Genomic DNA, 25,641 nt, shown 5'->3' with positions numbered 1-25,641 from the left:
CTGCTCGCTCCCCCTGGCGCTCAGCGCGCGGATCGGCCCTGCGGAACTCGCACGGACCTGAGCTTGTCGGGGTTGCGCACGCAGTACACCGCCGTGACGACGCCGTCGGTGACCTCGATGGAGGTCACCTGGTCGAGCACGCCGTCGATCGTCGCGGCGACCGCAGGCATCGCGTTGTAGACGCCGAAGTGCACGCCGAGCTCGCCCAGCCGGCCGCCCTTCTGGAGCAGGCCGATGACCAGCCGCGCCACCTTGTCCGGACCGACCACCGGCCTGCGCACCGCGCTCACCATGCCGCCGCCGTCGCCGATGAAGACCACATCGGGGGCCAGGACATCCATCAACGCCTGCACGTCGCCGGTGGCCGCGGCGATGGTGAATCGCTCGGCCACCGACTGCGCCTCGGCCGGTGTCGCGATCGCGGTGTGCCGCTTCTCGTGCACGCGATCCCTGGCGCGCTGATTCAGTTGCCGCACCGCGGCTTCGGACTTGCCGACGGCTGTCGCGATCTCGGCATAGCTGAACGCGAAGACCTCGCGGAGCACGAACACCGCCCGCTGCACCGGGGTCAGGGTCTCCAGCACGAGCAGCATCGCGGTGGTCACCGCCTCGCCGGTCAGCACGTGCTCGACCCCGCCCTCCGACGTCGCCGCCAGGGGCTCGGGCAGCCACGGCCCGATGTACTCCTCGCGCCTGCGCGCGGCCGAGCGCAGCACACCGAGCGCCTGCCTGGTGACGACCTGGGCGAGGTAGGCGCGCGGGTTCTCGACGGGAGCGAGATCGACCTCGACCCACCGCAGATAGCTGTCGTGCAGCACGTCCTCGGCGTCGACGACCGAACCGAGGATCTCGTAGGCGATGGAGAAGAGCAGGCGCCGGTTCTCGGCGAAGGTCTGCTCGTGCGCGGTGGTCACCGCTTCGGGCCGCTCAGCCACACACTGTTGCCGGTGCGCGCGCCCCATGCGGCGTACCGGACGATGCGCTCCTTGGTGAACGCCGCGCCGCGCCCCGCGAACGACGCAGGCAACGGGCTGTCGTCGCGGCGCGAGGACTGGATGACGGCGTCGCGCCTGCCGATGCTCAGTGCCTGGCCGCCGTATCCCATCGAATAGGGCTGCGGCTCACGTCCTTCGATCATCCGGACGAGCGTATCCACCGCGTGCGCGCCCTGCGGTGACGCCGTCGCGCAGGCCATCCGTGCCCCGGGTACGGCGGCGCAGTCGCCGACGACGAAGACGCGCGGATCGGTCACGCTGCGCAGGTACGGGTCGACCAGCGCCCTGCCGCCGGCGTCCACCGCGAGCCCGCTGCGTGCGGCCAGGTCGGGTACGGCCGACACCACCGCCCACAGCGTCAGGTCCGACTCGAGTGCGCCGCCCGAGCGCAGCCACATCGTCGGGTTCTCGATCCGCTCGACCGCGTCGGTGACGATCTCCACGCCCAGCCTGCCCAGCCCGCGCCGCACGCGCCGCTGTCCGCCCGCCGACAGGCTCGCGCCGATCTCGGCCCCCACCAACCGGACCCGCAGATCCGGCCTGGCCTCCGCGATCTCCGCCGCGGTCTCGATGCCGGTCAGTCCGCCCCCGATCACGGTGACGGTCCGGTCCGCGGGCAGTGCGGCCAAGGCCGTGCGCGCCTGCTCGGCGCCCTCCCACGTGCCGACCGGAATCGCGCCGGGCAGCGGCGTGGCCGTGCTGCCGACCGCGAGGAACAGGTGGTCGAAGTCGAGGTCGGTGCCGTCGTCGAGGGTCACGGTGCCGTCGCCGATCTTGTCCGCGCCTGCCACGCGGGTCGCGATGGCGGGGGCGAGCACGTCACCGAGTGGGGTCGCGGCCGTGCCTGTTCCGGCCAGCTGCTCGTGCAGCCGTACCCGTTCGACGAAGTCGGGCCGTGGGTTGACCACGGTGATCCGGGCGTCCGGCGCCTTCTTCGCCAGCCGGTTCGCCGCCACGGTTCCCGCGTATCCTGCGCCGATCACCACGATGTCCATCGTCTGCCTCCTGCCGGGAAAATCTGGGTCGACTATGGGATGCGGGAGATCGCAGGTTTGTGATGGTGATCCGGGTCACTCATCATCGGTGCTGGTGAGGGCCCTCGCCTCCGGTGGCTGTCGCGACGAACGCAGCCTGCGGCGGGCGCTGCGCCGCTGGGCGGGATAACGGCTGGCGGGGTGCTGTTCACGGCAGCGAGCGCCGGATGCGCTGGTGCCGGTATCGCTGCGCCGTGGCGGGCCGCTGTCGCGCTGGTTCGATACATAACGCGGCGGCCCCGCACTCGGGTGAGCGCGGGGCCGCCGGGAAACGAATCTCAGTCGTTGGCGTGCAGTGCGGCGTTGAGCTCGATGCCGGTGCCCTTGCGCGGCACGACCTCGACCGCGCCGGTGGTGGAATTGCGGCGGAACAGCAGGTTGTTCTGGCCGGCCAGGGTCGCGGCCTTGACCACGGTGCCGTCGGGCCCGGTGACCTTGGTGCCCGCGGTCAGGTACAGACCGGCCTCGAGGACGCAGTCGTCGCCGAGCGGGATGCCGAGGCCCGCGTTCGCGCCGAGCAGCGAGCGCTCACCGACCGAGATCACAGTGGTGCCGCCGCCGGACAGGGTGCCCATGGTGGATGCGCCGCCGCCGATGTCGGAGCCGTCGCCGACCACGACGCCGGCCGAGATGCGGCCCTCGACCATCGAGTTGCCCAGGGTGCCCGCGTTGAAGTTGACGAAGCCCTCGTGCATGACGGTGGTGCCCGAGGCGAGGTGCGCGCCGAGGCGGACCCGGTCGGCGTCGCCGATGCGCACGCCCGACGGCACGACGTAGTCGACCATCCGGGGGAACTTGTCGATGCTGAGCACGGTGACCGGGCCGCGGGCGCGCAGCTTGCGCCGGGTCTGCTCGAAGCCGTCCACCGCGCACGGGCCGTGGTTGGTCCACACCACATTGCTGAGCAGGCCGAACTGGCCGTCGAGGTTCACGCCGTGCGGCTGCACGAGACGGTGCGAGAGCAGGTGCAGGCGCAGGTAGACGTCATGCGCGTCGACCGGGGCGGCCGACAGGTCGGCGATCGTGGTGCGCACCGCGATCACCTCGACGCCGCGCGCCGGGTCGACACCGAGCAGCTCGGCGAACTCGGGCACCTCGGCCGTGTCCACGCGCTTGGAGCCGGTCTCGGTGAATGCGCCCAGCTCGGGGCTGGGGTACCAGGTGTCGAGGACGGTGCCGTCCGAGGTGACGTTCGCGATGCCGACTGCAGTTGCTCCCTGAATACTCACGGTGCTCATTTTGCCGGGTCCGCGGGGAATTGTGTCGGCCACCCCCGACGCACACGGGTGCGCGGGCAGAATCGCCCGCGCACCCGTGTGGTGTTGCTCGCCTCGGATCAGGGCTGGCCGGTGGCGAACGCGATGACGGCGTCCAGGAATTCCTGGCCACCCATCAGGTAACCGCCGATCACCATCCCGGCCGGGATCGTGATCAGCCACAGGAACGGGACGAACGCGCCGATGATGCCGCCGATGACGACGCCGGGCAGGTTCTTGTTGACCTGCTCCATGAGCCGGTCGTAGGAGCTGATGTCCTTCAGACCCGCGACGTTCTGCAGCTTCGCGGTGTCCTCCTGCGTCATCGACGCGGCCAGCTTCACGGTGCGGCCGTCCTCGCTGATCTGCGGGGTGACCGCGATCGGCAGCCCGGCAACCTCGGAGCGCAGCGGCGCCTGGTCGACGGTCACGCCGTCCTCGGTGCGCAGCTGCACCGCGGAGCCGTCCGCGGCGAGCACGAACCGGCCGCTGTCGACCGCCCAGGTGATGGTCTTGTCGGCAGGCGACACCGCGGTGGTGTAGTTGATGCCGTGGGTAACCCCAGAAGTCGCGCCCCCCGAAGCCACTACGGCAGGCTGCTCGGTCGCCACGGCGGGCTGACCGTTGGCGGTGGCCGCGGTAATCCCCATCGCGGTGATCGCCAGGAATGCAGCGGTAGTGATCTTTCCGAACTTCATTTCGTGTGAATCCCTCCGTTTCCAGCTGCCCGGATAAAGGCAGCGCGAGAACGCTAGCGCGGTGGAATTCCATTGCCGCGCAAGGGGGTTCATCTTCAAACAATCGTAATATTTGCCATTGGTTCGCTCGGCTGGCCTGCGTCCGTACTACTGTCGAGAGGTGACTTTCGATTTGCATGCCGACCCCATTCAGTTGACGGCCGCCCTGGTCGACGTCCCCAGTGTGTCGCTGGACGAGGCCAAGATCGCGGATCTGGTCGAGCAGGCACTACGGGAGCAGACCACCGGGTTCGAGGTGCTGCGGCACGGCAACGTGGTCCTGGCGCGCAGCCACCGCGGGCTGCCGACACGGGTGATCCTGGCCGGGCATCTGGACACCGTGCCGATCGCCGACAACGTCCCGAGCCGCCCGGACACGGTGGCCGGGGAGCCCGTGCTGTTCGGTTGCGGCACCGTCGACATGAAGTCCGGCGACGCGGTGTTCCTGCACCTCGCGGCCACCATCGCCGAGCCCGCGCACGACCTGACGCTGATCTTCTACGACGGCGAGGAGATCGCCGCCGAGTTCAACGGCCTCGGCCACATCGAGCGGGAACTGCCGGAGTGGCTCGAGGGTGACCTGGCGATCCTCGGCGAACCCTCCGGCGGCTGGATCGAGGCGGGTTGCCAGGGCACGCTGCGGGTGCGGCTGACCACCGCGGGCGTGCGCGCGCATTCGGCCAGGGCCTGGCTGGGTGTGAACGCGATCCACGCGCTCGCGCCGGTGCTGGCCCGGTTGGCGGCCTACGAGGCGCGCGAGGTCGACATCGACGGCTGCGTGTACCGCGAGGGCCTGTCGGCCGTGCGCGTCTCCGGCGGGGTCGCGGGCAATGTCGTGCCCGATGCCGCCGAGGTGGATGTGAACTTCCGCTTCGCCCCCGATCGCACGGTCGAGCAGGCCATCGCCCATGTGCGCGAGGTGTTCGACGGACTCGACATCGACTTCGTGGTCACCGACTCCTCGCCCGGCGCGCTGCCCGGCCTCACCGCGCCCGCCGCCCGCACCCTCATCGACTCGGTCAACGCCCATGGTGGCGGCGGCGTGCGCGCCAAGTACGGCTGGACCGATGTCTCCCGCTTCGCCGCCCGCGGCATCCCCGCCGTCAACTTCGGCCCCGGCGACCCCAATCTGGCCCACAAACGCGACGAGCACGTCCCGCTGAGCCAGATCACCGCGGTCACCGCGATGCTGCGCACCTACCTGTCGGCCCGCTGACGACTGCCGGTCGATCCGACCCAGTAGCGTGGGGGTATGTCTACCGATTCCGCTGATCACGCTGGGAAGGTCAAACCCACGGCGAAGTTCCGTGGGCCGGTGATGTTCCGGCGGGAACGCAAGCCGGGGTTGCGGACCGCGGACCGGAATCTGCTCGACACCCGGCAGGACAGCGACTGGGTGCACACCGATCCGTGGCGGGTGCTGCGGATCCAGGCCGAGTTCGTCGAGGGATTCGGCGCGCTCGCCGAGGTTCCGCCCGCGGTCACCGTGTTCGGTTCGGCGCGCACCCCGAGTACCGATCCCGAGTACGCGGCGGGCAGGGCGATCGGGGCCGCGCTCACCAAGGCCGGGTTCGCGGTGATCACCGGTGGCGGACCGGGCGCGATGGAGGCCGCCAACCGCGGGTCGTCGGAGGCGGGCGGCTACTCGATCGGTCTCGGTATCGAGCTGCCGTTCGAGCAGGGCCTCAACGACTGGGTCGATCTCGGCATCAACTTCCGGTACTTCTTCGTGCGCAAGACGATGTTCGTGAAGTACTCGCAGGCCTTCGTCTGCCTGCCCGGCGGATTCGGCACCCTCGACGAGCTGTTCGAGGCGCTGACCCTGGTGCAGACCCGCAAGATCACCCGCTTCCCGATCATCCTGTTCGGCACCGCCTACTGGTCCGGCCTGGTCGACTGGCTGCGGGATTCGCTGGCGGGCTCGGGGAAGATCTCCCCCGAAGACCTCGACCTGATCCAGCTGACCGACAGCGTCGACGAGGTCGTGCGCATCATCCAGGGCGAGACCGGCGACCACGCGAACATCGAGCGTCTCGGCACCGAGGACAAGTGGTGAGCGCGCCGTACTCCGTCTGCGTCTATTGCTCGGCCAGCACCACCGATCCCGATCTGATCAGCCTGGCCGCGCGCGTCGGCACCGAGATCGCCCGGCGCGGTTGGCAACTGGTGTCCGGTGGCGGTCACGTGTCGATGATGGGCGCGGTCGCCACCGCGGCCCGCGCCGGCGGTGCGCACACCGTCGGGGTGATCCCGAAACATCTGGTGCACTCCGAAGTCGCCGATGTCGACGCGGGCGAACTGCTCGTCACCGACACCATGCGTCAGCGTAAGCAGCTGATGGAGGCCCGATCCGACGCGTTCCTCGCGCTGCCGGGTGGGGTGGGCACGCTCGAGGAGTTCTTCGAGACGTGGACCGGCGGCTACCTCGGCGAGCACGCCAAACCTGTTGTCGTGCTGAACGCGAACGGTTTCTACAGCGGGCTGTTCCGCTGGCTCGATGAACTGTACGAACGCAGAATCGTGTCGCCGCACGCACGCGACCGCATCACCGTGGTCGCCGACCTGCCCGCCGCGTTCGCTGCGCTGAAACCGGCTGTGGCCGGCTAGGAGAGATTCGACGTGAGCAACGATGCCCGCTCGACCGTGAGCGTTTTCGACCTGGCCAAGGCGCTGCCCGGAATGGCGCTCGACGCCCCCGGCATGTTGCGCAATGCGCGCGGAATGCTGGTGGGGCCCAAGGCCAAAGCCTCCATCGGCCTGTATTTCCAGCGGGTCGCCCACCGCAGACCCGACCGCGTGTTCCTGCGTTTCGAGGGCCGCTCCTACACCTATCGCGCCGCCAACAGCGAGGTGAACCGGTACGCGGCAGTGCTTTCCGCGCGTGGCGTGCGGCGCGGGGACGTGGTCGGCGTGCTGATGACCAACCGGCCGGAGACTTTGTTCACGGTGCTCGCCGTGCTCAAGCTCGGCGGCACCGCCGGCCTGCTCAACTACAACCAGCGTGATCAGGTGCTCGCGCACAGCATCGGCCTGCTCGGCAGCGTGCTCAACGTGGTCGGCGAAGAATGCGCCGAGGCGCTGGACTCGCTGCCCGAGCCCGCCGCGAACGTGCTCGCCGCCGAGGATCTCGCCGAATCCGCCCGCACCGCAACCGATGCCGACCCGGCCGTGTGCGCGCAGGTCACCGCGGGCGAGCGGGCGTTTTTGATCTTCACCTCCGGCACCACCGGCCTGCCCAAGGCCAGCGTGATGACCCACTACCGCTGGACCAAGAGCATGGCCGGGCTCGGCGGGCTCGGCGTCCGGCTGCATGCGGGCGACGGCCTGTACTGCTGCCTGCCGCTGTACCACAACAACGCGCTCACGGTCGCGCTGTCGGCGGTGCTGGCAGGCGAGGCGACCTACGTGCTCAGCCGCAAGTTCTCGGCGTCGGGGTTCTGGGAGGAGATCGCCCGCGAGCGCGCGACCGCGTTCATCTACATCGGCGAACTGTGCCGGTACCTGCTCAACCAGCCGGTGCGGCCCGCCGAGAAGAACAACAGGGTGCGCCTCGCCGTCGGCAACGGTCTGCGACCGGAACTGTGGGACGAGTTCCGCAGGCGGTTCGGGATCGGCCGGGTGGTCGAGTTCTACGGGTCCAGTGAGGCGCCGCTGGCGTTCGTCAACGCGTTCGGCGTCGACCGGACCGCGGGCCTGTGCCCGCTGCCGTACGCGGTCGTGGAATACGACGACGAGACCGGCAAGGCCCGGCGCGGCAGCGACGGGAAACTGCGCCGCGTGCGTTCCGGCGGGGTCGGCCTGCTGCTGGCGAAGGTGAACGACCGCCAGCCCTTCGACGGCTACACCGACAAGCGGGCCTCCGAGTCCAAGCTGGTCCGTGACGGCTTCAAGAAGGGCGACTGCTGGTTCGACACCGGCGACCTCGTCCGCGATCAGCACTTCTGGCACATCGCCTTCGTCGACCGGCTCGGTGACACCTTCCGCTGGAAGGGCGAGAACGTGGCGACCACCGAGGTGGAGGGCGCCTTCGACCACGACGAGAGCATCGCGCAGGCCGTCGTCTACGGCGTCGACATCCCCGGCACCGACGGCAAGGCGGGCATGGCCGCGGTCACCCTGCATCCCGGCGCGGAGTTCGACGGCAGGGCACTGGCGGCGACCGTCTACCAGCGACTGCCGCTCTACGCGATCCCGCTGTTCGTGCGGGTGGTGGCGGAGCTGGAACAGACCTCGACGTTCAAGAGCCGCAAGGTGGAGCTGCGCAAGCAGGGTTATGCCGTGGATGGGGACAGCCAGCTCTTTGTGCTGTCGGGTCCGTCCACCGGCTACGTGCCGGCCTACGACGGGTACGCGGCCGATGTCGCGGCCGGTCAAGCGCCGCGGTAGCAAGGTAACGTCTGATTTCGCATGAACATGGGTAACTCGTCGGGCACGCCCGAACCCCGACCACACGCACAACCGCCTGCCCGGAGCACCAGCAGTAGCGGCGCTGAGTTGTCGGCAAAAGTCGCGGGGAGGCGGGACAGCAGCGGTGCTGAGTCGTCTGCAAAAGTCGCGGAGGGGCGGCTATGCGGGCGACCCGTGGCGACCGATCGCGCCCTGGTGATGGCGATCGTGAATCGCACTCCCGACTCCTTCTACGACCGGGGCGCGACATTCAGCGACGAGGCCGCCATGGAACGGGTGGCGCGGGCGGTCGACGAGGGCGCCGATCTGGTCGATATCGGCGGGGTGAAAGCGGGCCCCGGCGTCACGGTCGACGCCGTCGAGGAAACCCAGCGGGTGGTTCCGTTCGTCGCGGCGATCCGGGCGAAATACCCCGACCTGTTGATCAGTGTGGATACCTGGCGCAGCGATGTCGCGCGGGCGGCTGTCGGCGCGGGCGCCGACCTCGTCAACGACACCTGGGCCGGCGCCGATCCCGATCTGGTGCATGTGGCCGCCGAGACGGGCGCGGGCATCGTCTGCAGCCACACCGGCGGTGCGGTGCCGCGCACGCGCCCGCATCGGGTCCGCTATGCCGATGTGGTGGCCGAGGTGACGGCGACAGTTGTCGCCGCGGCGGAAAATGCCGCGGCCGCCGGTGTGCGGCGCGATGGCATCGTGATCGATCCCACCCATGATTTCGGGAAAAACACCTATCACGGGCTCGAGTTGTTGCGCGGAATCGACAGTCTCGTAAAAACCGGATGGCCAGTCTTGATGGCACTGAGCAACAAGGATTTTATCGGGGAGACTTTAGGTGTCGGTCTGACCGAAAGGGTCGAGGGCACATTGGCGGCGACCGCATGGTCGGCCGCCGCGGGTGCTCGAATCTTCCGGGTTCACGAAGTCGCCGAAACTCGGCGGGTCGTGGACATGATCGCCGCGATCCAGGGCATCCGGCCCCCCGCACGAACTCTGCGAGGTCTGGCATGAAAATCCAACACCGCGAGCCCGCCTGGGCCACTACCCACACGTGGGACATCCCTGATTGGACGGTCGGCGAGCTCGTCGCCGCCAAGGCAGGCCGCACCGTCTCGGTGGTGCTGCCCGCGCTGAACGAGGAAGACACCGTCGCCGAGGTGGTGGCCAGTATCCGGCCGCTGCTCGGCACGCTCGTCGACGAACTGATCGTGCTCGACTCCGGCTCCACCGACGCCACCGCCGCCCGCGCCCGCGCGGCCGGCGCCGAGGTGTTCACCCGCGAGGAGGCAGTCCCCGAACTCGAGCCGGTCCCCGGTAAGGGTGAGGTGCTGTGGCGCTCGCTGGCCTGCACGACAGGCGATCTGATCGCCTTCGTCGACTCCGACCTGATCGACCCCGACCCGGCTTTCGTGCCCAAACTGCTCGGCCCCCTGCTGACCACGCCGGGCACCCACCTGTCCAAGGCCTACTACCGCCGCCCGCTGCGCCAGGGCGAGTCGGTCGACGCCCACGGCGGCGGCCGCGTCACCGAACTCGTCGCCCGCCCCCTCCTCGCGGCCCTGCGCCCCGAACTCTCCCAGGTCCTGCAACCCCTCGGCGGCGAATACGCGGGCACCCGCGAACTCCTCACCGCCGTTCCCTTCGCCCCCGGCTACGGCGTCGAGATCGGCCTGCTCCTCGACACCTACGACCAGCTGGGCATGGACGCCATCACCCAGGTCAACCTGGGCGTGCGCACCCACCGCAACCGCCCTCTCGCCGACCTCGGCGTGATGAGCCGCCAGATCCTCGGCACCGCCCTGGGCCGCAGCGGCGTCACCGACTCCGGTGCCGCCCTCACCCAGTTCCCCATGATCGGCGGCGAATTCATCGCCCACTCCACCGAGGTCTCCCTCGAAGACCGCCCCCCGATGAAAACCCTTCGGCCGGAACAGGTCGCGGCGTAATCGACCGCACCGGGCGCCTCGTCACCTCGACGGGGCGCCCGTCTGCTGCCCGGGTTGCGGGTGCCTTCGCTGATCCGTACTGTTTGCCGGTTCTGGCGAATGAGACTGCGGGAGAAGAAGACCGGTGTCGGACGGATTTCAGCACGACGGTGTCCGGTGCCGGCACTGCGGCGCGTCACCCGCGATCGATGTAGACCTCGCGGGGCACTGGGGTCTGCTGCTGTTTCGGGTGGAGACCACCGAGGTGGGCCCGTTCTGCCGGGATTGCGGGTTGGCGACGTATCGCAGAATCACGATCGGCAGCGCCTGGTTCGGGTGGTGGGGTATCCAATCGCTGTTCTACAACCTGGCCGGATTCGTCGTCAACGCGATGAATCGCCGTAGCATCGCCGCGCTACCCGCTCCCGAAACCTACTGGGGCCACACCCCGATGGACCCGGGCAAGCCCCTGTTCCGCCGCCTGGGCGCCCTCGGCTTCGCCCTGCCTTTCGTCGTCGCGTTCGGGGTGGTCGCCCTCTTCTACCTCCGCGACCAGATCGCCATCGACGAATCGATGCAACGGGTGACATCCGGGCAGTGCGTAGGTCGAGTGGAGGTGGGCTGGTTCGGCAACGAGGTCCGCCTGCAGAAGGTCGCGTGCGCTGACCCGGCGGCAATGGGGCGGGTATTGCGGAAGGTGGCCGGTGCCCCGGGCAAGCCGACCGGACCGCAGGACTGCGCGGGGATCCCGACAACCCTGTTCACCCACACCGAGCACGGGTTCACCCTCTGCGTCGGTCCACGGAATTGACGTGGTTCTCGCGGGCGACGAGTGAGGCGGCGGTGGCCAGGATGACCAGCAGGATCGCGGCCAAGAGGACCTGGGGGTGGAGGCCGAGGGGGGATGGGTTGTCGAATCCCGGGTCCTGGATGGCGGTGCCGGGGAACAGGAAGGCGGCCAGCAGGCCCAGCCAGGGGGTGGCGAGGATGGCGCAGGACGTGCGGATCCGGGATGGGGTGGTGCCGTCGCGGCGGAGCAGCAGGAGCAGGGCGAGGGCGCCGAGCAGGATGGACATGACGATGTACTGGGCGTCGTGGAATTTCGCGTGTGGGGGCCAGGCGTCGTTGCGCAGGTGCTGGTCGGCGCCTGCCGGGATGACGAAATCGGCCAGTAGTGCGCCGAATACGGTGACGACGGCGACCAGGACGGTGAGCAGGCGTGCGGTCATGTCACAAAGATCCTTGCTGGTGTGGGGTTTTCGCGGAGCGGCAGCGGAGAAAGTCGTCGACGACCGCCTGTACGTAGTCCAGGTCGAAGGTGCGGTGGGCGACTAGTCGGCGGAAGAACAGGGGGCCGTGCAGCTGGTCGACGGCCAGGTCGACGTCGAGATCGGCGGGCAGGTCGCCGCGGGTGACGGCATCGGCCAGGATCGAGCGCACCACCCGGGTGCCCGAGCGGTACAGCGCCTCCTTGACCGCCGCGAATTTCGGGTCGACAGCTGCTCTTTCGATCAGCACTCGCATCGCCTGCTCGCTGGCCGGCTGGTGCAGCATCGCGCGGGTGCCCGTCAGTTCTGTCAGGAGATCGGCGCGCAGATCACCGGTCGGCGGTGACTGCGCGAGGGTGATGTGCCAGGTGATGGTGGCGCGCACCAGATCGGTCGGTTCCGGCCAGAGGCGGTACAGCGTGGCCCGGCTGATCCCGCTGCGCATCGCGACAGCGCCGTGCGTCAGACCGGCCAGGCCCTGCTCGACCAGTAGCTCCCTGGCTGAGGCGAGCGCGGCATCGCGACTGCGCACGGTCCGGGGATCGGGTGGACGCACGGGACCTCCTTGTGAGACAAGATGTTTCATAGCTATGAAACAAACTGTATCGAAGTGTGGCCGGTGTGTACAGAGGTTTGGGCGGTTAGGGCTAGGAGCGGTGGTGGATCGGGCCGTCGAGGGCGGTCAGCGGCTGTGCGGTAGCGCCGCCGCGATCGGCGAGGATCTGAGCCAGGATGGAGATCGCGGTTTCTTCGGGGGTGTGGGCGGCGAGGTCGAGGCCGAGAGGGCTTCGGATGCGGGAGATCTCGGTGTCGGTCAGGCCCAGTTCGTGGAGGCGTCGGGTGCGGTCGGTGTGGGCGCGGCGGGAGCCGAGGGCGCCGAGGAAGGCGACGGCGGGGAGGTGGAGGGCCGTTGTCAGCGTCGGGACGTCGAATTTGGGGTCGTGGGTGAGGACGCAGATCACGGTGCGGCTGTCGACGCGGCCCGCCTGGTTCTCCGCGGTGAGGTAGCGGTGGGGCCAGTCGACGACCACCTCGTCGGCGGCGGGGAAACGGGCTGGGGTGGTGAAGGTTTCGCGGGCGTCGACGACGGTGACGTGGTAGCCGAGCTGGGCCGCCGCCACGGAGAGGGCGCGGGTGTAGTCGTTGGCGCCCGCCAGGATCATGCGGGCGGGGGAGCGGAAGACCTGGACGAAGGTGCGTGGACGTGACGCGGCGGCGGGGGTGCAGTCCTGGGCGCCGATCAGGCCGTTGTGGCCTGCGGCGAGGAGGGCGCCGGCGTCCTGGTCGAGGTCGCGCCAGGGGTCGATCCGGCCGGGGCGCAGGAGTTTTCGATCGGGGGTGGCTTCCAGCGTGGTGGCGTAGGCGACGGGCTGGTGCGCGCTGAGGGCGGAGTGCAGGTCGCGGAGCAGGGGAAGGTCGGTGTGGTCGAGGCGTTCGACGAAGACTTCGATCTCGCCGCCGCAGGGGAGGCCGACGGTGAATTCGTCGTCGCCGGTGAAGCGTTCGGTGCTCGCGTGGCCGTCGAGCAGGACCTGGCCCGCGGTGATGACGATCGCCGATTCGACGCATCCGCCGGAGAGCGAGCCGATGACCCGCTCGTCCGCGGTGATCGCCATCGCCGCGCCGGTGTCCCGGGGTCCCGCGCCGGTCCGGTCGACGATTCTGGCCAGCGCCACCGGCTCGCGCGGAAGCAGATCGAGCATCTGCCCGAGCAGATCACGCATCGCGCACCGGCCTTTCCACGGCCACCGTCAACGCGTGGTGACCGTCGTGACCAGCTTAGCTATCGCACAGCATGCACGCGCGGTGAGCGCGGGTCAGTCGAGGATCTCGCGGTGCTGGAGCCCGCCCGGCACGGTGCCGTCCTGGAAGAAGCCGCGGAAGATCTCGGCGGCGTGCTCGGCGGTGAACACCTCTCCGGGGTAGACGTAGGTGTCGTCGTCACCGTGCGGCACGTACACCGTGGGCAGGCCGAGCCTGTTGCCGGGGAAGCCGAGGGTGTAGCGGCGGGTGACGTGGTCGACCGTCGTGCGCAGCTGCAGGGTCATCGCATCGGCCGAGCCGGCGCACTGCAGGGCGAGATCGCCGCGCGCCGTGCTCACCGTCGAGGTGACCTCGGTGGCGGGCATCGGCTCGGGGAGCACCGTCAGATCGAGTGCGTAGCGCTGATGACCGTCCATCCGGCGCAACGGGCGCAGAAAGCTGTCCACGTCCTCGTTCGGGCCGATGAAGACCTTCAAACGGTCGCTGTAGGTGACGCGGTGAGTCGCGACGATGACCTCGGCAGCGGCCTGCTCGGCATCGAACGGGGGGACGGGCCGTGGATCCGGCGTGCCTGCCGCGCGGACGGGCAGAACCCGGCACGCGCTGGCCTCGGGAGACGAGAACATGTGACGCTCACCTACTCACACTCGGTTATTCGCTAGCAATCTAACCATCGCGGACGGTTTGTGAACCATAACAGTAGCGTGATGGAGATCACAAACAGTGGCGAGTTTAGATTGAACTATGGACGAACCCGGGTCATAGCCAACCTTGGGTCTGTTTCATGGCGATAAACCGGGGTGAGTAGGTCGGCGTCGACGGGTTCGCCGGTGGTGCGGTCGTACCGGACCGCGATGAGTACCGAGAACAAATGCGTGCTCGCACGCTCATGCAGGGTGGCGAGCCGGGTCGCCAGCAATCGGATCGCACCCAGCGAGCCCGGCGGGTGCAGGCCGTCGATCAGCATGATGCTGCCGCGCCGGTCGGGGCGGGGCAGCCGGGCGAGGTAGGCGATGTCGTGCGGTTCGGTGCCGCCGGGGCGGTACACGCGGCGCGCTGCCCTGTCCTCGATGCCGCGGCGGGTGTCGCCCGCCCGGGTGACGGTCCGGCGCAGCCGGGGATCGGCGACGACCAGCTGACGCAGGCTGGGGGACAGCTCGGGGCCGCCGAGGACCACCAGGCCGTCGCGATTGAGGTCGATCGGCCTGCCGGGCAGGAAGGTCTCCACGGTCGCCACGAAGCCCAGCTGGCGCAGCAGCTCGGCCAGGCGCTGAGCGGCCGCGGGGTCGGGCGCGCCGAGTAGCCTGCCCGCGCGGACCTCGGGGGCGAGCACGGTCAGCGCGCCGTGTCCGAAGAACAGGCCCTCGGGGACCGGTCCCTGCGTGCTCACCTGGTGGATGCGCGCACGGGACAGTCCGGCCGCGGCACCGATCCGGGCGAACGTCCAGCCCTCGGCATGGAGTTCGCGGATCACGGCGCGCCTGATCCTGGTGAGTTCGTTGATGGTCTGCTGGGCAGCCGCCACCCCGTCGGTGGCTGCTTTGAGTCTCTCGACCTTGTCCTCGATCGCGAAGACTCGTGCCACGTCATCGGCCGACATGTGCGAAGTCTAGACAGCTCGACAGCATTCCGTGTCTATATCGGTTGACATTGAACTGTCTTGCAGCACAACGGTAATCATGTTCGACTGTCGGCAATCACAATATTTCGAGGTAGCCGAGGCTGTGTGCGGTCCGTGCGACCCTGTGGCAAATGCCGACCGTGCGGTGTGTTCCGGGGTTCTTACGTGGCGTCGAAGTCGATCGGGGGACGCTCGTTGCGGTCCAGCGGCTTCGACAGCGAGGGCGAGGACGGGGCCGAAGCACCGGGCATCCCGCTGCTCGTGCCGAACAGTTGCTGCGGGTCGGGCACCGCGCTCTCCAGATCGCGCAGCACCGAATCGTCACCGCCCAGCAGGTGCTTGGTGACCACGGCCCGCGGGCTCATCCCGCGCAGTTCGTTCAGCTCGGCCAGCGGCTTGCGCAACTCGTCGAACTCCGGCCCCAGTTCCTGCTTCAACTGGGTGGTGGCGCCACTGGCGTAGTCGCGCACCTGGCGCAGGGAACGCGTGGTCCACCGGACCGCCCCGGGCAGGCGCTCCGGGCCGAGGATCACGAGGGCGGCGACGAGCAGGATCATCATCTCGCTCCACCCGATGCTGCTGAACACGATTTCAGGTTACCTGGCGCGCGTCGGCCCAGCTCAGTCGGATTCGAGGGTCACGGGCACGTCCACCTGCCTGCCATCGCGGATCAACTGCACGTTCACCGTCTCGCCGATCTTGTGCGACTGCACGGCGACGACCAGCTCGTCCGGGCCGGTGACCTCACGGTCGCCGATCTTCACGATCACGTCGCCCTCGACGATGCCCGCCTTCGCGGCCGGGCTGCCCGGCGCCACATCGGCGACGGCGGCGCCGCTCATCACCTCGTTGGCGACGGTCTTGGTGCGCGCGCTCAGGCCGATCACCGGGTGGTGCATCTGCCCGTCGCGGATCAGGGTCTGGGTGACGGCGGTCATCACGTCGACCGGGATGGCGAAGCCGAGGCCGACCGAACCGCCGGTCTCACTGCGGATCGCGGTGTTGATGCCGATCACCCGGCCCTCCATGTCGACCAGCGCGCCACCGGAGTTACCCGGGTTGATCGCGGCGTCGGTCTGCACGGCGTCGATCACCGCATTGGTGTCGCTGCCCTCGCCCGCCAGCTTCACCGGGCGGTGCTGGGCGCTGACGATGCCGGAGGTGACGGTCTTGCTCAGGCCGAGCGGGGAGCCGACCGCCAGCACATCGTCGCCGACCTGCACCTCGGCGGACTTGCCGAGGGTGGCCACGGTCAGGTTCTTGGCCTCGACCTTGAGCACGGCGAGGTCGGTCTTGGGGTCGCGGCCGACGATCTGGGCGGGCACCCGGGTGCCGTCGGAGAACTGCACCTGAATGGCGGCCCGATTGGACTTGTCGGTCGCGGCCATCGAGATCACGTGGTTGTTGGTGACGACATAGCCCGCGCCGTCGATCACCACGCCGGAGCCGGTCGCGCCGTTGTCGCCCACGGTGACCCGGATCGAGACCACCGACGGCAGTACGGCATTGGCGACGGCGGCGATCCGGCTGTGCGGTTCCTCGATGCCCGCGCTCTGGTCGAGGGTGACCTTGCGTGAGGTCAGCGTCGACGCGGTCTCGGCGGTGATCCGCCCGACCAGGCCGCCCACGACGGCGAGGCCGAGCGCGAGCACGGCCAGCAGCGCCAGCGCCTTGGGCGCGACCCGGGAGCCGAACAGCACCTCGCGGGCGGTCAGCTTGGGGGCGACGGGCAGTCGTTCGGGTTCGGGGGTCTCGACGGCGGGCGCACCGAGTCGCGCGCCGGCGGCCGGATCACGCCACGGATCGACCGGACCGGCGACGGACGATCGCTGCTCGTCGGAGCCGGGTTCGCGCTGCAGCAGCTCGTCGGAGCCTTCGGGCCGGGCGAACGCCTCGGCCAGCACGCCGTCCGGCGGCCGCTGAGTGACCAGCTGATCGGCGTCGGCGGTGGTGGGCTGCTGCTGCGGGTCGTGCGGTGCGAACGAGCCGTTCTGGCCGTTCGGGCGGCGGAACGCGCGCGCGGTATGGCTGTCGATGTGCGGCCGGTACACCGGACGCGGGCCGAGGTTCGGTGCGTCCGACGGCCGCAGGTTCCCCCGGTCGGCCGCCGAATCCGCGTGTTCGGTCGATCCGGAATTCGTCGATTCGCCTGTCACGTCCGAGACTCTACTTGCGACGCCAGGTTGTCCACCGGGTCGCGGTGAAGGAATCGGTGATGAATCCGAGAATCGCCTCGTTACGGCGCGGCGGCTCGGACGTGGTCCCCGGCAGTTCGGCCAGCGGGATGCGGGTCAGGCTGTCGTGCAGGCTGCGCGGCACGGCGACTTCGGCGGCCCGGCGCAGCGCGATCCGCGCCTGCTGCTGGGCATCGACCTCGGCCGCGCATTCCGGGCAGACCGAAAGATGCTGGGCGGCGCGCAGATACGCGTTCATGCGCAGTTCGCCGTCTACAAAGGCCGCGATCGCCTCGCTGGCCAGGTGCTCGGTGGGCTGAAAGCGCGGGGCACGACCACGACCTGAGGAGCCACTGGGTTCCACGCTCATGCGTAGTTCTTCCTTCCGACCGACATCAACCGAGAGGCCCGGTGCTGCCGAGAACGACATCACCCTGCGTAGGCGTCAGCGGAGTACCGCTGCTCAGTTCCATTATGCGCAAGGTAGTCGCGCAGTGCCTGCCGCCCGCGATGGATCCGGCTGCGCACGGTGCCCAGCTTCACGCCGAGCGTCGCGCCGATCTCCTCGTAGGACAGGCCCTCGATGTCACAGAGGACCACCGCGGCACGGAACTCCGGTGCCAGGGAATCCAGTGCTTTCTGCAGGTCGGGGTCGAGGCGCGCGTCGTGATACGACTCCTCCGGAGTCGGACCTTCGGCGGGGACCCGGTCGTAGTCCTCGGGCAGCGCTTCCATGCGGATGCGGTTGCGGCGGCGGACCATGTCGAGGAAGAGGTTGGTGGTGATGCGGTGCAGCCAGCCCTCGAAGGTGCCGGGCTGGTAGTTCTGCAGCGAGCGGAACACCCGGATGAAGGTCTCCTGGGTGAGGTCGTCGGCATCCTGCGCATCGCCGGAGAGGCGGTAGGCCAGCCGGTACACCCGGTCGGCGTGTTCGCGGACCAGTTCATCCCACGACGGCATGACGGTGCGGTCACCGGTCGCGTCGAAGGCCGCGGTACCGGTGAGTTCGGCCTCGAATTCCGCATCGTCGGCGGTGGTGAGATCAGTGGTGAGAGTCTGGGCGGGCAGTGTGGCGTGACGCGCCGTGTCTACCATCGGGATGGGACACCTCCTACTCGGGACCGCTGGCACGAAACCTCGCCGGTCCGGGTCGACGAACCTTGCTATCGGAATCAACCAGCAACTGTGTGAGGTTGTTCCCGCGTCTCATGCCCGCCGCGATCGGCTGGCCTTGCGTAGGGCAACTATTTCCTGCCTCGATATGGGTCAGATGTGGAGATCCTGAGTGTGACCTGAGAATCCTCGCCCCAGACGACCCTAGCCCCGCCGGCGCGGGAAAAGCAGCAGTTCCAAGCCATTCGTGACGCTTCCGCAAACTTTCGGCAATTCTGTGATCTGTGCGCGACACATCGTCGAACCGGCGCATTCGCTGAGTACACAGACCCCTTCGGTGGCCTAGCCTCTTAGCTGTGGCATCGAACGTAGAGCGGAACCTGGCCTATGTGGAGGAGTCCGTCGTCGAGGACGACGTCCTCCTGGATGCGCGCGAGCGGGCCACCGAGCTGGGCGCCGTGCCCGTGCCCGCTTCCGTCGGCGCGGTGCTGAGCATGTACGCGCAGATGCTGGGCGCCCGCGCGGTCGTCGAGGTGGGCACCGGAGCCGGGATCAGCGGGTTATGGCTGCTCGACGGCATGCGTGAGGACGGCACGCTCACCACGATCGACTCCGAGCCCGAGCATCAGCGCGCGGCCAAGGAAGCCTTCCGCACCGCCGAGATCCCGCCCGCGCGCACCCGGCTGATCAACGGCCGCGCGCTCGATGTGCTACCCCGGCTCGCCGACGGCGCCTACGACCTCGTCTTCGTCGACGCGGCCCCGATGGAGCACCCGCTCTACGTCGAGCAGGGTGTCCGGCTGCTGCGCGAGGGCGGCGCGTTCATCCTGCACAACGCGCTGCTGGGTGGGCGCGTCCCCGATCAGAGCCAGCGCGACCCGGCCACCCAGGCGGTGCGCGCGGCGACCAGGGCCATCGCGGAGAACCCCGAGCTCACCAGCGTGCTGATTCCGATCGGCGACGGCCTGCTCTGCGCCTCGCGCTGTTGATACCGCGGCGCCGACAGCAGAGCTAACCGACCCAGATCCCCTTGCCGACGGTGACCACGCCACCGTTGCTGACGGCGAACCGTTCGCGGTCGCGGTCCAGGTCGACGCCGATGATCTCGCCCTCGGCGACCACCACGTTCTTGTCCAGGATGGCGTGGCGCACCACCGCGCCCTTGCCGATCCGGACACCGGGCATGAGCACGCTGCCCTCGACGGTGGCGCCGTCGTCGATCATCACGTTCGAGCTGAGCACCGAATTGCGGACGGTGGCCGCCGACAGGATCGAGCCGGCGCCGACGATCGACTCCTGCGCGAGCCCACCGCGGGCGAACTTGGCGGGCGGCAGGTTCTCCGCGGCGCCGCGGATCGGCCAGTGCTTGTTGTAGAGGTTGAACACGGGGTGCACCGAGACCAGGTCCATGTGCGCCTCGTAGAAGGCGTCGATGGTGCCGACGTCGCGCCAGTAGCCGCGGTCGCGCTCGGTGGCGCCGGGCACGTCGTTGTCGGCGAAGTCGTAGACGGCGGCCTTGCCCGCCGCGACCAGCGCCGGGATGATGTCGCCGCCCATGTCGTGGTCGGAGTCGGAGTTCTCGGCGTCGGCGCGGATCGCGTCGACAAGCACCCGGGTGGTGAACACGTAGTTGCCCATCGACGCGAACGTCATGTTCGGGTCGTCGGGGGTGCCCGGCGGGTGCGCCGGCTTCTCCAGGAACTGGGTGATCCGGCCCGACTCGTCGGAGTCGATACAGCCGAACGCGCTCGCTTCGCTGCGCGGCACCCTGATCCCGGCGACGGTGACGCCCGCGCCGGAGGCGATGTGGCTGGCGACCATCTGCTCCGGGTCCATCCGGTACACATGGTCGGCGCCGAAGACAACGATGTAGTCGGGATCCTCGTCGTAGATCAGATTGAGCGACTGCATGATCGCGTCGGCGCTGCCGGTGTACCAGCGCGGGCCGAGCCGCTGCTGCGCGGGCACCGGGGTGATGTACTCGCCGGTGAAGCCGGACAGCCGCCAGGTCTGCGAGATGTGACGGTCCAGCGAGTGCGACTTGTACTGGGTGAGCACGCACAGGCGCAGATAGCCCGCGTTGACGAGATTGCTCAGTACGAAGTCGATCAGCCGGTACGCCCCACCGAACGGAACCGCGGGCTTGGCGCGGTCGGCGGTGAGCGGAAATAGGCGCTTGCCCTCGCCACCGGCGAGCACGATCCCGAGTACGTGCGGCTGGCTCCTCACCCTGTCAAAGTACAGGCTGGGCGGCACCACGGTGGCCCATGTCGACCCGAGGAGCCGAACTGTTCGGCATTTCGTGGGTGAAGGTGATCGGACATGGGCATCTGTACACGCGTGAGGTGACGCAATTCATGTCGGACCCATCTGGCATGGTGGTCGACGATCGACCTTCGTAACCGGTTGACCCACTTCGAATTCAAAGTCCTTGGCGCAGAATTGCCTGCGCATCGAGCTTGTCCGTGGTGGCCGGTACATTGCGCGTCGCGGCGCGGGGAGGTGTTGATGGCGAGATTCGAGATCCCGGCGGGGTGGGTGGCACAGGCTCACCGGTTCGCACTCGACCCCACCCCCGCCCAGCATCGGGCGTTGCTCTCGCACGCCGGCGCCGCACGGTTCGCCCACAATCACATGCTCGCCCTGGCGAAAGCAGTCCTGGATCAACGGACAGCGGAACGTAGCTACGGGATCACCGATGATGAGCTGACCCCGTCGTTAGGGTGGTCACTACCCACGCTCCGTAGAACGTGGAACGCCAGGAAGAAAACGGTCGCGCCGTGGTGGGGTGAGAACTCCAAGGAGGCCTACAACACCGGCCTGGACGCACTCGCGCGTGCCTTGGACAACTGGGCGAAATCCCGCACCGGTCAGCGCGCGGGCAATCCGGTCGGGTTCCCGAGGTTCAAAACCGCCCGGTCGCGGCGGTCGGTGCGGTTCACCACGGGCACCATCCGGGTAGAGCCGGACCGCCACCATGTGACCCTGCCCCGGCTGGGCACGATCCGAACGCACGAATCCACCCGCAAACTGGCCCGCCGGAACCGGGCGAGTCCTTGGTCGCCGCGCCGGACGGAACCGAACTCGCACGTATCCCCGCCCCGAAACCACTCACCCGCGCACAAGCCCGGTTACGAGCGTTGCAGCGCACCACCGCCCGGCGACACGGCCCCTACGACCCGGCCACCCGCAGCAGACAGCAGCCGTCGAAGCGCTGGCGCGCAACCCAGGCCAGGATCGGGAAAACCCACGCTCGCGCGGCGAATGTGCGCCGGGACGAATTGCACAAGGTGACCACTCGCCTGGCTCAGCAGCACCGGGTCATCACGGTGGAAACGCTGAATGCCTCGGGTATGCGATCCGCAGGCGGAGCCTACAAGCGTGGTTTGAACCGGGCCCTCGCCGATGCGGCCCTCGCCCAGGTACGAACGATGCTGGCGTACAAGACGCGTTGGTACGGCTCCACATTGGTGGAGGCGGACCGGTTCTTCCCTTCCTCGAAGATATGTTCGGCCTGTGGTGGGCGAAAGCCAAACCTGACCTTGGCCGAACGCACCTACCGGTGTGCGCACTGCGGTGTAGTGATCGATCGTGATCACAACGCCGCGATCAACCTCGCGCGACTCGGCGAAACCCAGATGCTGGGTGAACAGAGTCCCGCCGACAGTGGGTCGGTGGCAGGACGTGGAGCCATCTGTGAGACCGAACTCGCGCGAGCGGGTGCGGCAGGAGGCTGCGAAGCGTCAACCCCGCACAACCCTGTCGGGGTTGGTGAGACGGGGACCGTCGTCTCGCAAGGGACGGCTGCCTGATGAGTGAGTGAGACTCACGTTTACTCACTACAAGGCAACGGTCTAATTTGGACCAGTGAGTTTTGGCACCGACAGCGAACAGGCGCCGGCGGAATTGCTGCGAGTCGGCATGCTGACCCGGGAGTATCCGCCCGAGGTGTACGGCGGTGCGGGCGTGCATGTCACCGAACTCACCGCCAGGCTGCGGAAACTGTGTGAGGTGACGGTGCACTGCATGGGCGCGCCGCGCCATGGCGCCGTCGTCCACCGGCCTGATCCCGAGCTCTACGCCGCCAATGCCGCGCTGCAGATGATGTCGGCGCAACTGCGGATGGCCGACGCGGTCGGCGCCGTCGACGTGGTGCACTCGCACACCTGGTACGCGGGCCTGGCCGGTCATCTCGCGGCGGCGCTCTACGGCATTCCGCACGTGCTCACCGCGCATTCGCTGGAACCCCGCAGGCCGTGGAAGGCCGAACAGCTCGGCGGCGGGTACCGGCTCTCCTCGTGGTCGGAACGCAACGCGATGGAGAACGCCGACGCCGTCATCGCGGTGAGCGAGGGCATGCGCCACGACGTGCTCGACGCCTACCCCGCGATCGATCCGGACCGGGTCCACGTGGTGCACAACGGCATCGACGCGAGCATCTGGCATCCCGGCCCGCCCATCGGCGACGAGATGCCGGTGCTGGAACGCCTCGGGGTGCGCGCCGACCGGCCGATCGTGTCGTTCGTTGGCCGGATCACCCGGCAGAAGGGCGTCGGCCACCTGCTCGCCGCCGCCGCGGATTTCGACCCCGATATCCAGCTGGTCCTGTGCGCGGGGGCCGCCGACACCAGGGAACTCGAACTCGAGGTCGCCGCCGCTGTCGACGGCCTGCAACGCCAGCGCGGCAACGTGTTCTGGGTCAAGGAGATGCTGCCCACCGAACAGGTCCGCCAGATCCTGGCCGCGTCAGCGGTTTTCGTCTGTCCCTCGGTCTACGAGCCCCTGGGCATCGTCAATCTGGAGGCGATGGCCTGCGCGACGGCCGTCGTCGCGTCGGACGTGGGTGGTATCCCGGAGGTCGTCGACGACGGCGTGACCGGGCGGTTGGTGCACTACGACTCCGATGAGACGGTCGAATACGAACGCGGGTTCGCCGCCGCCGTGAACGAGGTCGCCGGTGATCCGGCCGTGGCGGTCCGCTACGGCGAGGCCGGACGGGCCCGCGCCATCGCACAGTTCGACTGGTCGCACATCGCCGAGCAGACTCTCGCGGTGTACCGGAGCGTGCTGCGGTAGTCGTCGTGTCCGGGGTCGGCGACGTCGGTTCGATGGCCTAACCAGTGACCTTCCGCGTGTGTGGCGGACGCTGCTGGGTGCTCTGGCGCTGTTCCGCCCAGGTGCGACGGTCGATGTCGCCGCTGCCGTGGGGTGGACCGGTGGTCAGGTCGGGACGTAGGCCGACACCGTCACCGACGCGGTGACCTCGGTGATGTCGGGCAAGCCCGCGATACGGGGGTCGTCGGCGGGGGTCCCGTGGAAGGCGGACGGGCCCATCGCGACGACGTTCGTGACGTCGGCGCGGGCGAGTTTCATCGGGAACTCGACGAGGGTGTGGGCGGTGCGAGTGAAGGTGCCCGACAGGGAATCGGCCAGGCGCCGGTCCTTGTCTGGGTCGACTCGCACCATGTCGAGCGGGCCGATCAGCTCGCCCAGATGGCGGGCGGTCGGGGTGACGACGAGGAAGCGGCCGCCGGGGGCCAGGACCCGGGAGACTTCGGCCGGGTTGCGCGGGGCGAAGACCGAGAGGACGCCCGCGAGGGTGTTGTCGCGGATCGGGAGGCCGCGCCACGCATCGGCGAGTACCGAGGCCATCCGGGGATGTGCGCGGGCGGCCCGGCGGGCGGCCGGCTTGGCCACATCCAACGCGATGCCGGTCGTCCCCGGCACGGCGTCCAGCAGACCGGCCAGGTAGTAGCCGGTGCCCGCGCCGACCTCGAGTATCGCGCTACCGGTAGGCGCGGTGTGGTCGGGAGCGGTGCCCTCCTCGGGCACCGTGCCGCGGTGCGTGCTCGCGGAGGCCGGGGCGCCGAAAGACTGGGCGATCGCCGCGGCGATGGGCGCGTAGTGCCCGGCGCCCTGGAAGGCGGCGCGGGCGTCGAGCATGGCGGCGGTGTCGCCGGTCATCTTCGTCGACGCGCCGGTGAGCAGCCCGACATAGCCCTGACGGGCGATGTCGAAGCTGTGCCCGGTACCGCAGCGCAGCGCGCGTTCGCGCGGTTGCAGTTCGTCTCCGCACTCCGGGCAGGCCAGGAGTGCGGCCACCTCGGTGAGTGCCGTCAGCTGGTGACGCTCTTCAGTTCGTCACCGAGCGCCGCAGCCTCGTCCGGTGTGAGTTCGACGACCAGACGCCCGCCACCCTCGAGTGGAACCCGCATGACGATTCCACGACCTTCCTTGGTTGCCTCGAGGGGACCGTCCCCGGTACGGGGCTTCATGGCCGCCATCCTCTGCTCCCTCCAGATCTGCGCGGTCGAGTGCGCACCTGTTCTCTGGCTCGCCGGGTGTTCGGCGGGCCACACCGGTCCTATTCTTCCCTATTGCCGTCTCGGGCGGACACCTGAGTACGAAATGTGACTCCCGAGTCGGTTCCGTCCGGGGCCGCGCGCACCCAGCAAACCTCCAGGTGATCGTCCACCATCCCGGTCGCCTGCATGAGGGCATACGCCGTCGTCGGGCCCACAAAGGCGAAGCCCCGGCGCTTCAATTCCTTTGCCAGAGCAATGGATTCGGGTGTGGTCGCGGGCACATCCGCGATCGCCGCCGGGCGCGGGCGTGGCGCGGGCGCGAACGACCACAGCAGCTCGTCGAGGCTCACCGGCAGGTCCCGGGCAACCTTGGCATTGGCGATCACCGCGTCGATCTTGGCGCGGTTGCGGACGATGCCGGCGTCGGCCAGCAGCCGGGCGCGGTCGTCGTCACCGAATTCGGCGACCTTCGCGATCTCGAAGCCGGCGAACGCGGCCCGGAACGCCGGGCGCTTGCGCAGGACGGTGATCCAGGCCAGACCGGACTGGAACGCCTCGAGGCACAGCCGTTCGAACAGGGCGTCGTCGCCGTGCAGCGGCTTGCCCCACTCGGTGTCGTGATATTCGCGGTAGAGCGGGGAACCGGTCGACCACGGGCAGCGGACGAGCCCGTCGTCGGCGAGCTCGGTCACGCCCGGTCCTGACCGGGTGCCACCTGCGCCTGCCACTGGCGTACCTGCGCCAGCTCCAGCTCCAGCTCGTCGATGCGTTCGGCCAGCCTGCCCAGCGCCCAGTCGACCTCACCGGCCTTGTAACCGCGCACCACCTGCTGGAACCGCAACGCGCGCACATCGGCCCCCGTCACGCCCTGGGCGGGCAGCACCGTGGCCGTCGTGCCCTCGGGCAGCGGACCGAGCTCCTCGGACCGTCCGAACACGGCACTCGCCACGAGGAACAGCATCGCCGCGACCAACCCGACGATAAGCACATAGAGCAGCAGCGTCATGCTGTCCCGCCTCTCCGTGTATCTTGGCCGGACTCG

Annotated in this window: 28 protein-coding genes and 1 pseudogene; 11 read left to right on the top strand and 18 right to left on the bottom strand. The window is 69.0% G+C overall.

Annotation, left to right across the window (positions count from 1 at the left end):
- Positions 1 to 20: 20 nt before the first annotated feature.
- The 4 genes from ACFVAV_RS00675 to ACFVAV_RS00660 form a co-directional block, all read right to left on the bottom strand.
- A complete protein-coding gene (locus tag ACFVAV_RS00675; protein ID WP_379028103.1) occupies positions 21 to 935 on the bottom strand; it encodes an RNA polymerase sigma-70 factor in 915 nt (304 codons plus the stop codon).
- Positions 911 to 1,990 carry an NAD(P)/FAD-dependent oxidoreductase gene (locus ACFVAV_RS00670; RefSeq protein ID WP_379028102.1) on the bottom strand — a complete coding sequence of 360 codons (1,080 nt, stop codon included), beginning with the start codon at positions 1,988 to 1,990 and terminating at the stop codon, positions 911 to 913. Before ACFVAV_RS00670 ends, ACFVAV_RS00675 begins: the two co-directional genes overlap by 25 nt.
- 317 nt (positions 1,991 to 2,307) lie before the next feature.
- Positions 2,308 to 3,258: a 2,3,4,5-tetrahydropyridine-2,6-dicarboxylate N-succinyltransferase gene (gene dapD, locus ACFVAV_RS00665; RefSeq protein WP_379028100.1), complete on the bottom strand. Its 951-nt coding sequence runs from the start codon at positions 3,256 to 3,258 to the stop codon at positions 2,308 to 2,310.
- A 107-nt stretch (positions 3,259 to 3,365) separates the two neighbouring features.
- Positions 3,366 to 3,983 (bottom strand): hypothetical protein, encoded by a 618-nt coding sequence (locus tag ACFVAV_RS00660; RefSeq protein WP_379028098.1) that lies wholly within the window; start codon positions 3,981 to 3,983, stop codon positions 3,366 to 3,368.
- 160 nt (positions 3,984 to 4,143) lie between these two features.
- Here ACFVAV_RS00660 and dapE point away from each other — a divergent pair, with 160 nt between their 5' ends.
- The 7 genes from dapE to ACFVAV_RS00625 all read left to right on the top strand — a co-directional run bounded on the left by dapE (position 4,144) and on the right by ACFVAV_RS00625 (position 11,165).
- On the top strand, positions 4,144 to 5,238 hold the full coding sequence (dapE, locus tag ACFVAV_RS00655) for a succinyl-diaminopimelate desuccinylase (RefSeq protein ID WP_379028096.1): 1,095 nt from the start codon (positions 4,144 to 4,146) through the stop codon (positions 5,236 to 5,238).
- Between the two features lie 36 nt (positions 5,239 to 5,274).
- Positions 5,275 to 6,078, top strand: a complete 804-nt coding sequence (locus tag ACFVAV_RS00650) for a TIGR00730 family Rossman fold protein (protein WP_379028094.1) — start codon at positions 5,275 to 5,277, stop codon at positions 6,076 to 6,078.
- Positions 6,075 to 6,629: a TIGR00730 family Rossman fold protein gene (locus ACFVAV_RS00645; RefSeq protein ID WP_379028092.1), complete on the top strand. Its 555-nt coding sequence runs from the start codon at positions 6,075 to 6,077 to the stop codon at positions 6,627 to 6,629. Before ACFVAV_RS00650 ends, ACFVAV_RS00645 begins: the two co-directional genes overlap by 4 nt.
- 12 nt (positions 6,630 to 6,641) lie before the next feature.
- A complete protein-coding gene (locus ACFVAV_RS00640) occupies positions 6,642 to 8,408 on the top strand; it encodes a long-chain-acyl-CoA synthetase (protein WP_379028090.1) in 1,767 nt (588 codons plus the stop codon).
- Between the two features lie 195 nt (positions 8,409 to 8,603).
- A complete protein-coding gene (folP, locus tag ACFVAV_RS00635; RefSeq protein ID WP_379028088.1) occupies positions 8,604 to 9,440 on the top strand; it encodes a dihydropteroate synthase in 837 nt (278 codons plus the stop codon).
- Positions 9,437 to 10,375: a glucosyl-3-phosphoglycerate synthase gene (locus tag ACFVAV_RS00630; RefSeq protein ID WP_379028086.1), complete on the top strand. Its 939-nt coding sequence runs from the start codon at positions 9,437 to 9,439 to the stop codon at positions 10,373 to 10,375. Before folP ends, ACFVAV_RS00630 begins: the two co-directional genes overlap by 4 nt.
- Positions 10,376 to 10,499: 124 nt before the next feature.
- Positions 10,500 to 11,165, top strand: a complete 666-nt coding sequence (locus tag ACFVAV_RS00625; protein ID WP_379028084.1) for a hypothetical protein — start codon at positions 10,500 to 10,502, stop codon at positions 11,163 to 11,165.
- Here the strand turns inward: ACFVAV_RS00625 and ACFVAV_RS00620 are convergent.
- The 9 genes from ACFVAV_RS00620 to sigE all read right to left on the bottom strand — a co-directional run bounded on the left by ACFVAV_RS00620 (position 11,137) and on the right by sigE (position 18,276).
- Positions 11,137 to 11,583, bottom strand: coding sequence for a DUF6640 family protein (locus ACFVAV_RS00620; RefSeq protein ID WP_379028083.1), 447 nt, complete (start codon positions 11,581 to 11,583; stop codon positions 11,137 to 11,139). The genes ACFVAV_RS00625 and ACFVAV_RS00620 overlap by 29 nt on opposite strands.
- Before the next feature lies 1 nt (position 11,584).
- Positions 11,585 to 12,178, bottom strand: a complete 594-nt coding sequence (locus ACFVAV_RS00615; RefSeq protein ID WP_379028081.1) for a TetR/AcrR family transcriptional regulator — start codon at positions 12,176 to 12,178, stop codon at positions 11,585 to 11,587.
- Positions 12,179 to 12,269: 91 nt separating this feature from the next.
- Positions 12,270 to 13,346 carry an XdhC family protein gene (locus ACFVAV_RS00610; RefSeq protein WP_379028079.1) on the bottom strand — a complete coding sequence of 359 codons (1,077 nt, stop codon included), beginning with the start codon at positions 13,344 to 13,346 and terminating at the stop codon, positions 12,270 to 12,272.
- A 93-nt stretch (positions 13,347 to 13,439) separates the two neighbouring features.
- A complete protein-coding gene (locus ACFVAV_RS00605) occupies positions 13,440 to 14,012 on the bottom strand; it encodes a hypothetical protein (protein WP_379028077.1) in 573 nt (190 codons plus the stop codon).
- Positions 14,013 to 14,128: 116 nt separating this feature from the next.
- Complete coding sequence (locus ACFVAV_RS00600; RefSeq protein ID WP_379028075.1) at positions 14,129 to 14,986, bottom strand: hypothetical protein; 858 nt, start codon at positions 14,984 to 14,986, stop codon at positions 14,129 to 14,131.
- A gap of 182 nt (positions 14,987 to 15,168) precedes the next feature.
- Complete coding sequence (gene tatB / locus ACFVAV_RS00595) at positions 15,169 to 15,594, bottom strand: Sec-independent protein translocase protein TatB (RefSeq protein ID WP_379028073.1); 426 nt, start codon at positions 15,592 to 15,594, stop codon at positions 15,169 to 15,171.
- 33 nt (positions 15,595 to 15,627) lie between these two features.
- Positions 15,628 to 17,163, bottom strand: a complete 1,536-nt coding sequence (locus ACFVAV_RS00590) for a trypsin-like peptidase domain-containing protein (protein ID WP_379028072.1) — start codon at positions 17,161 to 17,163, stop codon at positions 15,628 to 15,630.
- A 10-nt stretch (positions 17,164 to 17,173) separates the two neighbouring features.
- Positions 17,174 to 17,551: a hypothetical protein gene (locus ACFVAV_RS00585; protein ID WP_379028071.1), complete on the bottom strand. Its 378-nt coding sequence runs from the start codon at positions 17,549 to 17,551 to the stop codon at positions 17,174 to 17,176.
- Positions 17,552 to 17,610: 59 nt separating this feature from the next.
- Positions 17,611 to 18,276, bottom strand: a complete 666-nt coding sequence (gene sigE / locus ACFVAV_RS00580) for an RNA polymerase sigma factor SigE (RefSeq protein ID WP_379028069.1) — start codon at positions 18,274 to 18,276, stop codon at positions 17,611 to 17,613.
- A 374-nt stretch (positions 18,277 to 18,650) separates the two neighbouring features.
- Here sigE and ACFVAV_RS00575 point away from each other — a divergent pair, with 374 nt between their 5' ends.
- Entirely contained in the window at positions 18,651 to 19,283 is a 633-nt protein-coding gene (locus ACFVAV_RS00575; protein ID WP_379028067.1) for an O-methyltransferase, read from the top strand.
- Positions 19,284 to 19,305: 22 nt separating this feature from the next.
- Here ACFVAV_RS00575 and glgC read toward each other — a convergent pair whose 3' ends face one another.
- Positions 19,306 to 20,523 carry a glucose-1-phosphate adenylyltransferase gene (gene glgC, locus ACFVAV_RS00570; protein WP_379028065.1) on the bottom strand — a complete coding sequence of 406 codons (1,218 nt, stop codon included), beginning with the start codon at positions 20,521 to 20,523 and terminating at the stop codon, positions 19,306 to 19,308.
- A 279-nt stretch (positions 20,524 to 20,802) separates the two neighbouring features.
- Between glgC and ACFVAV_RS00565 the strand changes: the two are divergent.
- The 3 genes and pseudogenes from ACFVAV_RS00565 to glgA form a co-directional block, all read left to right on the top strand.
- Positions 20,803 to 20,898, top strand: a pseudogene (locus tag ACFVAV_RS00565) (hypothetical protein); the annotation flags it as partial.
- A 452-nt stretch (positions 20,899 to 21,350) separates the two neighbouring features.
- A complete protein-coding gene (locus ACFVAV_RS00560) occupies positions 21,351 to 22,106 on the top strand; it encodes an RNA-guided endonuclease TnpB family protein (protein ID WP_379028063.1) in 756 nt (251 codons plus the stop codon).
- Positions 22,107 to 22,203: 97 nt separating this feature from the next.
- Positions 22,204 to 23,370: a glycogen synthase gene (glgA, locus tag ACFVAV_RS00555; protein ID WP_379029865.1), complete on the top strand. Its 1,167-nt coding sequence runs from the start codon at positions 22,204 to 22,206 to the stop codon at positions 23,368 to 23,370.
- Positions 23,371 to 23,514: 144 nt separating this feature from the next.
- On the opposite strand, the gene ACFVAV_RS00550 is transcribed toward glgA, so the two are convergent.
- The 4 genes from ACFVAV_RS00550 to ACFVAV_RS00535 form a co-directional block, all read right to left on the bottom strand.
- On the bottom strand, positions 23,515 to 24,396 hold the full coding sequence (locus tag ACFVAV_RS00550; RefSeq protein ID WP_379028061.1) for a putative RNA methyltransferase: 882 nt from the start codon (positions 24,394 to 24,396) through the stop codon (positions 23,515 to 23,517).
- Positions 24,397 to 24,410: 14 nt separating this feature from the next.
- Positions 24,411 to 24,578, bottom strand: a complete 168-nt coding sequence (locus ACFVAV_RS00545) for a DUF3117 domain-containing protein (protein ID WP_011211259.1) — start codon at positions 24,576 to 24,578, stop codon at positions 24,411 to 24,413.
- An 80-nt stretch (positions 24,579 to 24,658) separates the two neighbouring features.
- Complete coding sequence (locus ACFVAV_RS00540) at positions 24,659 to 25,291, bottom strand: DNA-3-methyladenine glycosylase I (protein WP_379028059.1); 633 nt, start codon at positions 25,289 to 25,291, stop codon at positions 24,659 to 24,661.
- Positions 25,288 to 25,605, bottom strand: coding sequence for a DivIVA domain-containing protein (locus ACFVAV_RS00535; protein ID WP_379028058.1), 318 nt, complete (start codon positions 25,603 to 25,605; stop codon positions 25,288 to 25,290). The genes ACFVAV_RS00540 and ACFVAV_RS00535 overlap by 4 nt, the downstream gene beginning before the upstream one ends.
- Positions 25,606 to 25,641: the final 36 nt, after the last annotated feature.

The sequence above is a fragment of the Nocardia sp. NPDC057663 genome (assembly GCF_042799895.1).
In the GTDB taxonomy this organism is placed as follows: Bacteria; Actinomycetota; Actinomycetes; order Mycobacteriales; family Mycobacteriaceae; genus Nocardia.
This window is presented reverse-complemented; position numbering and strand designations above follow the sequence as displayed.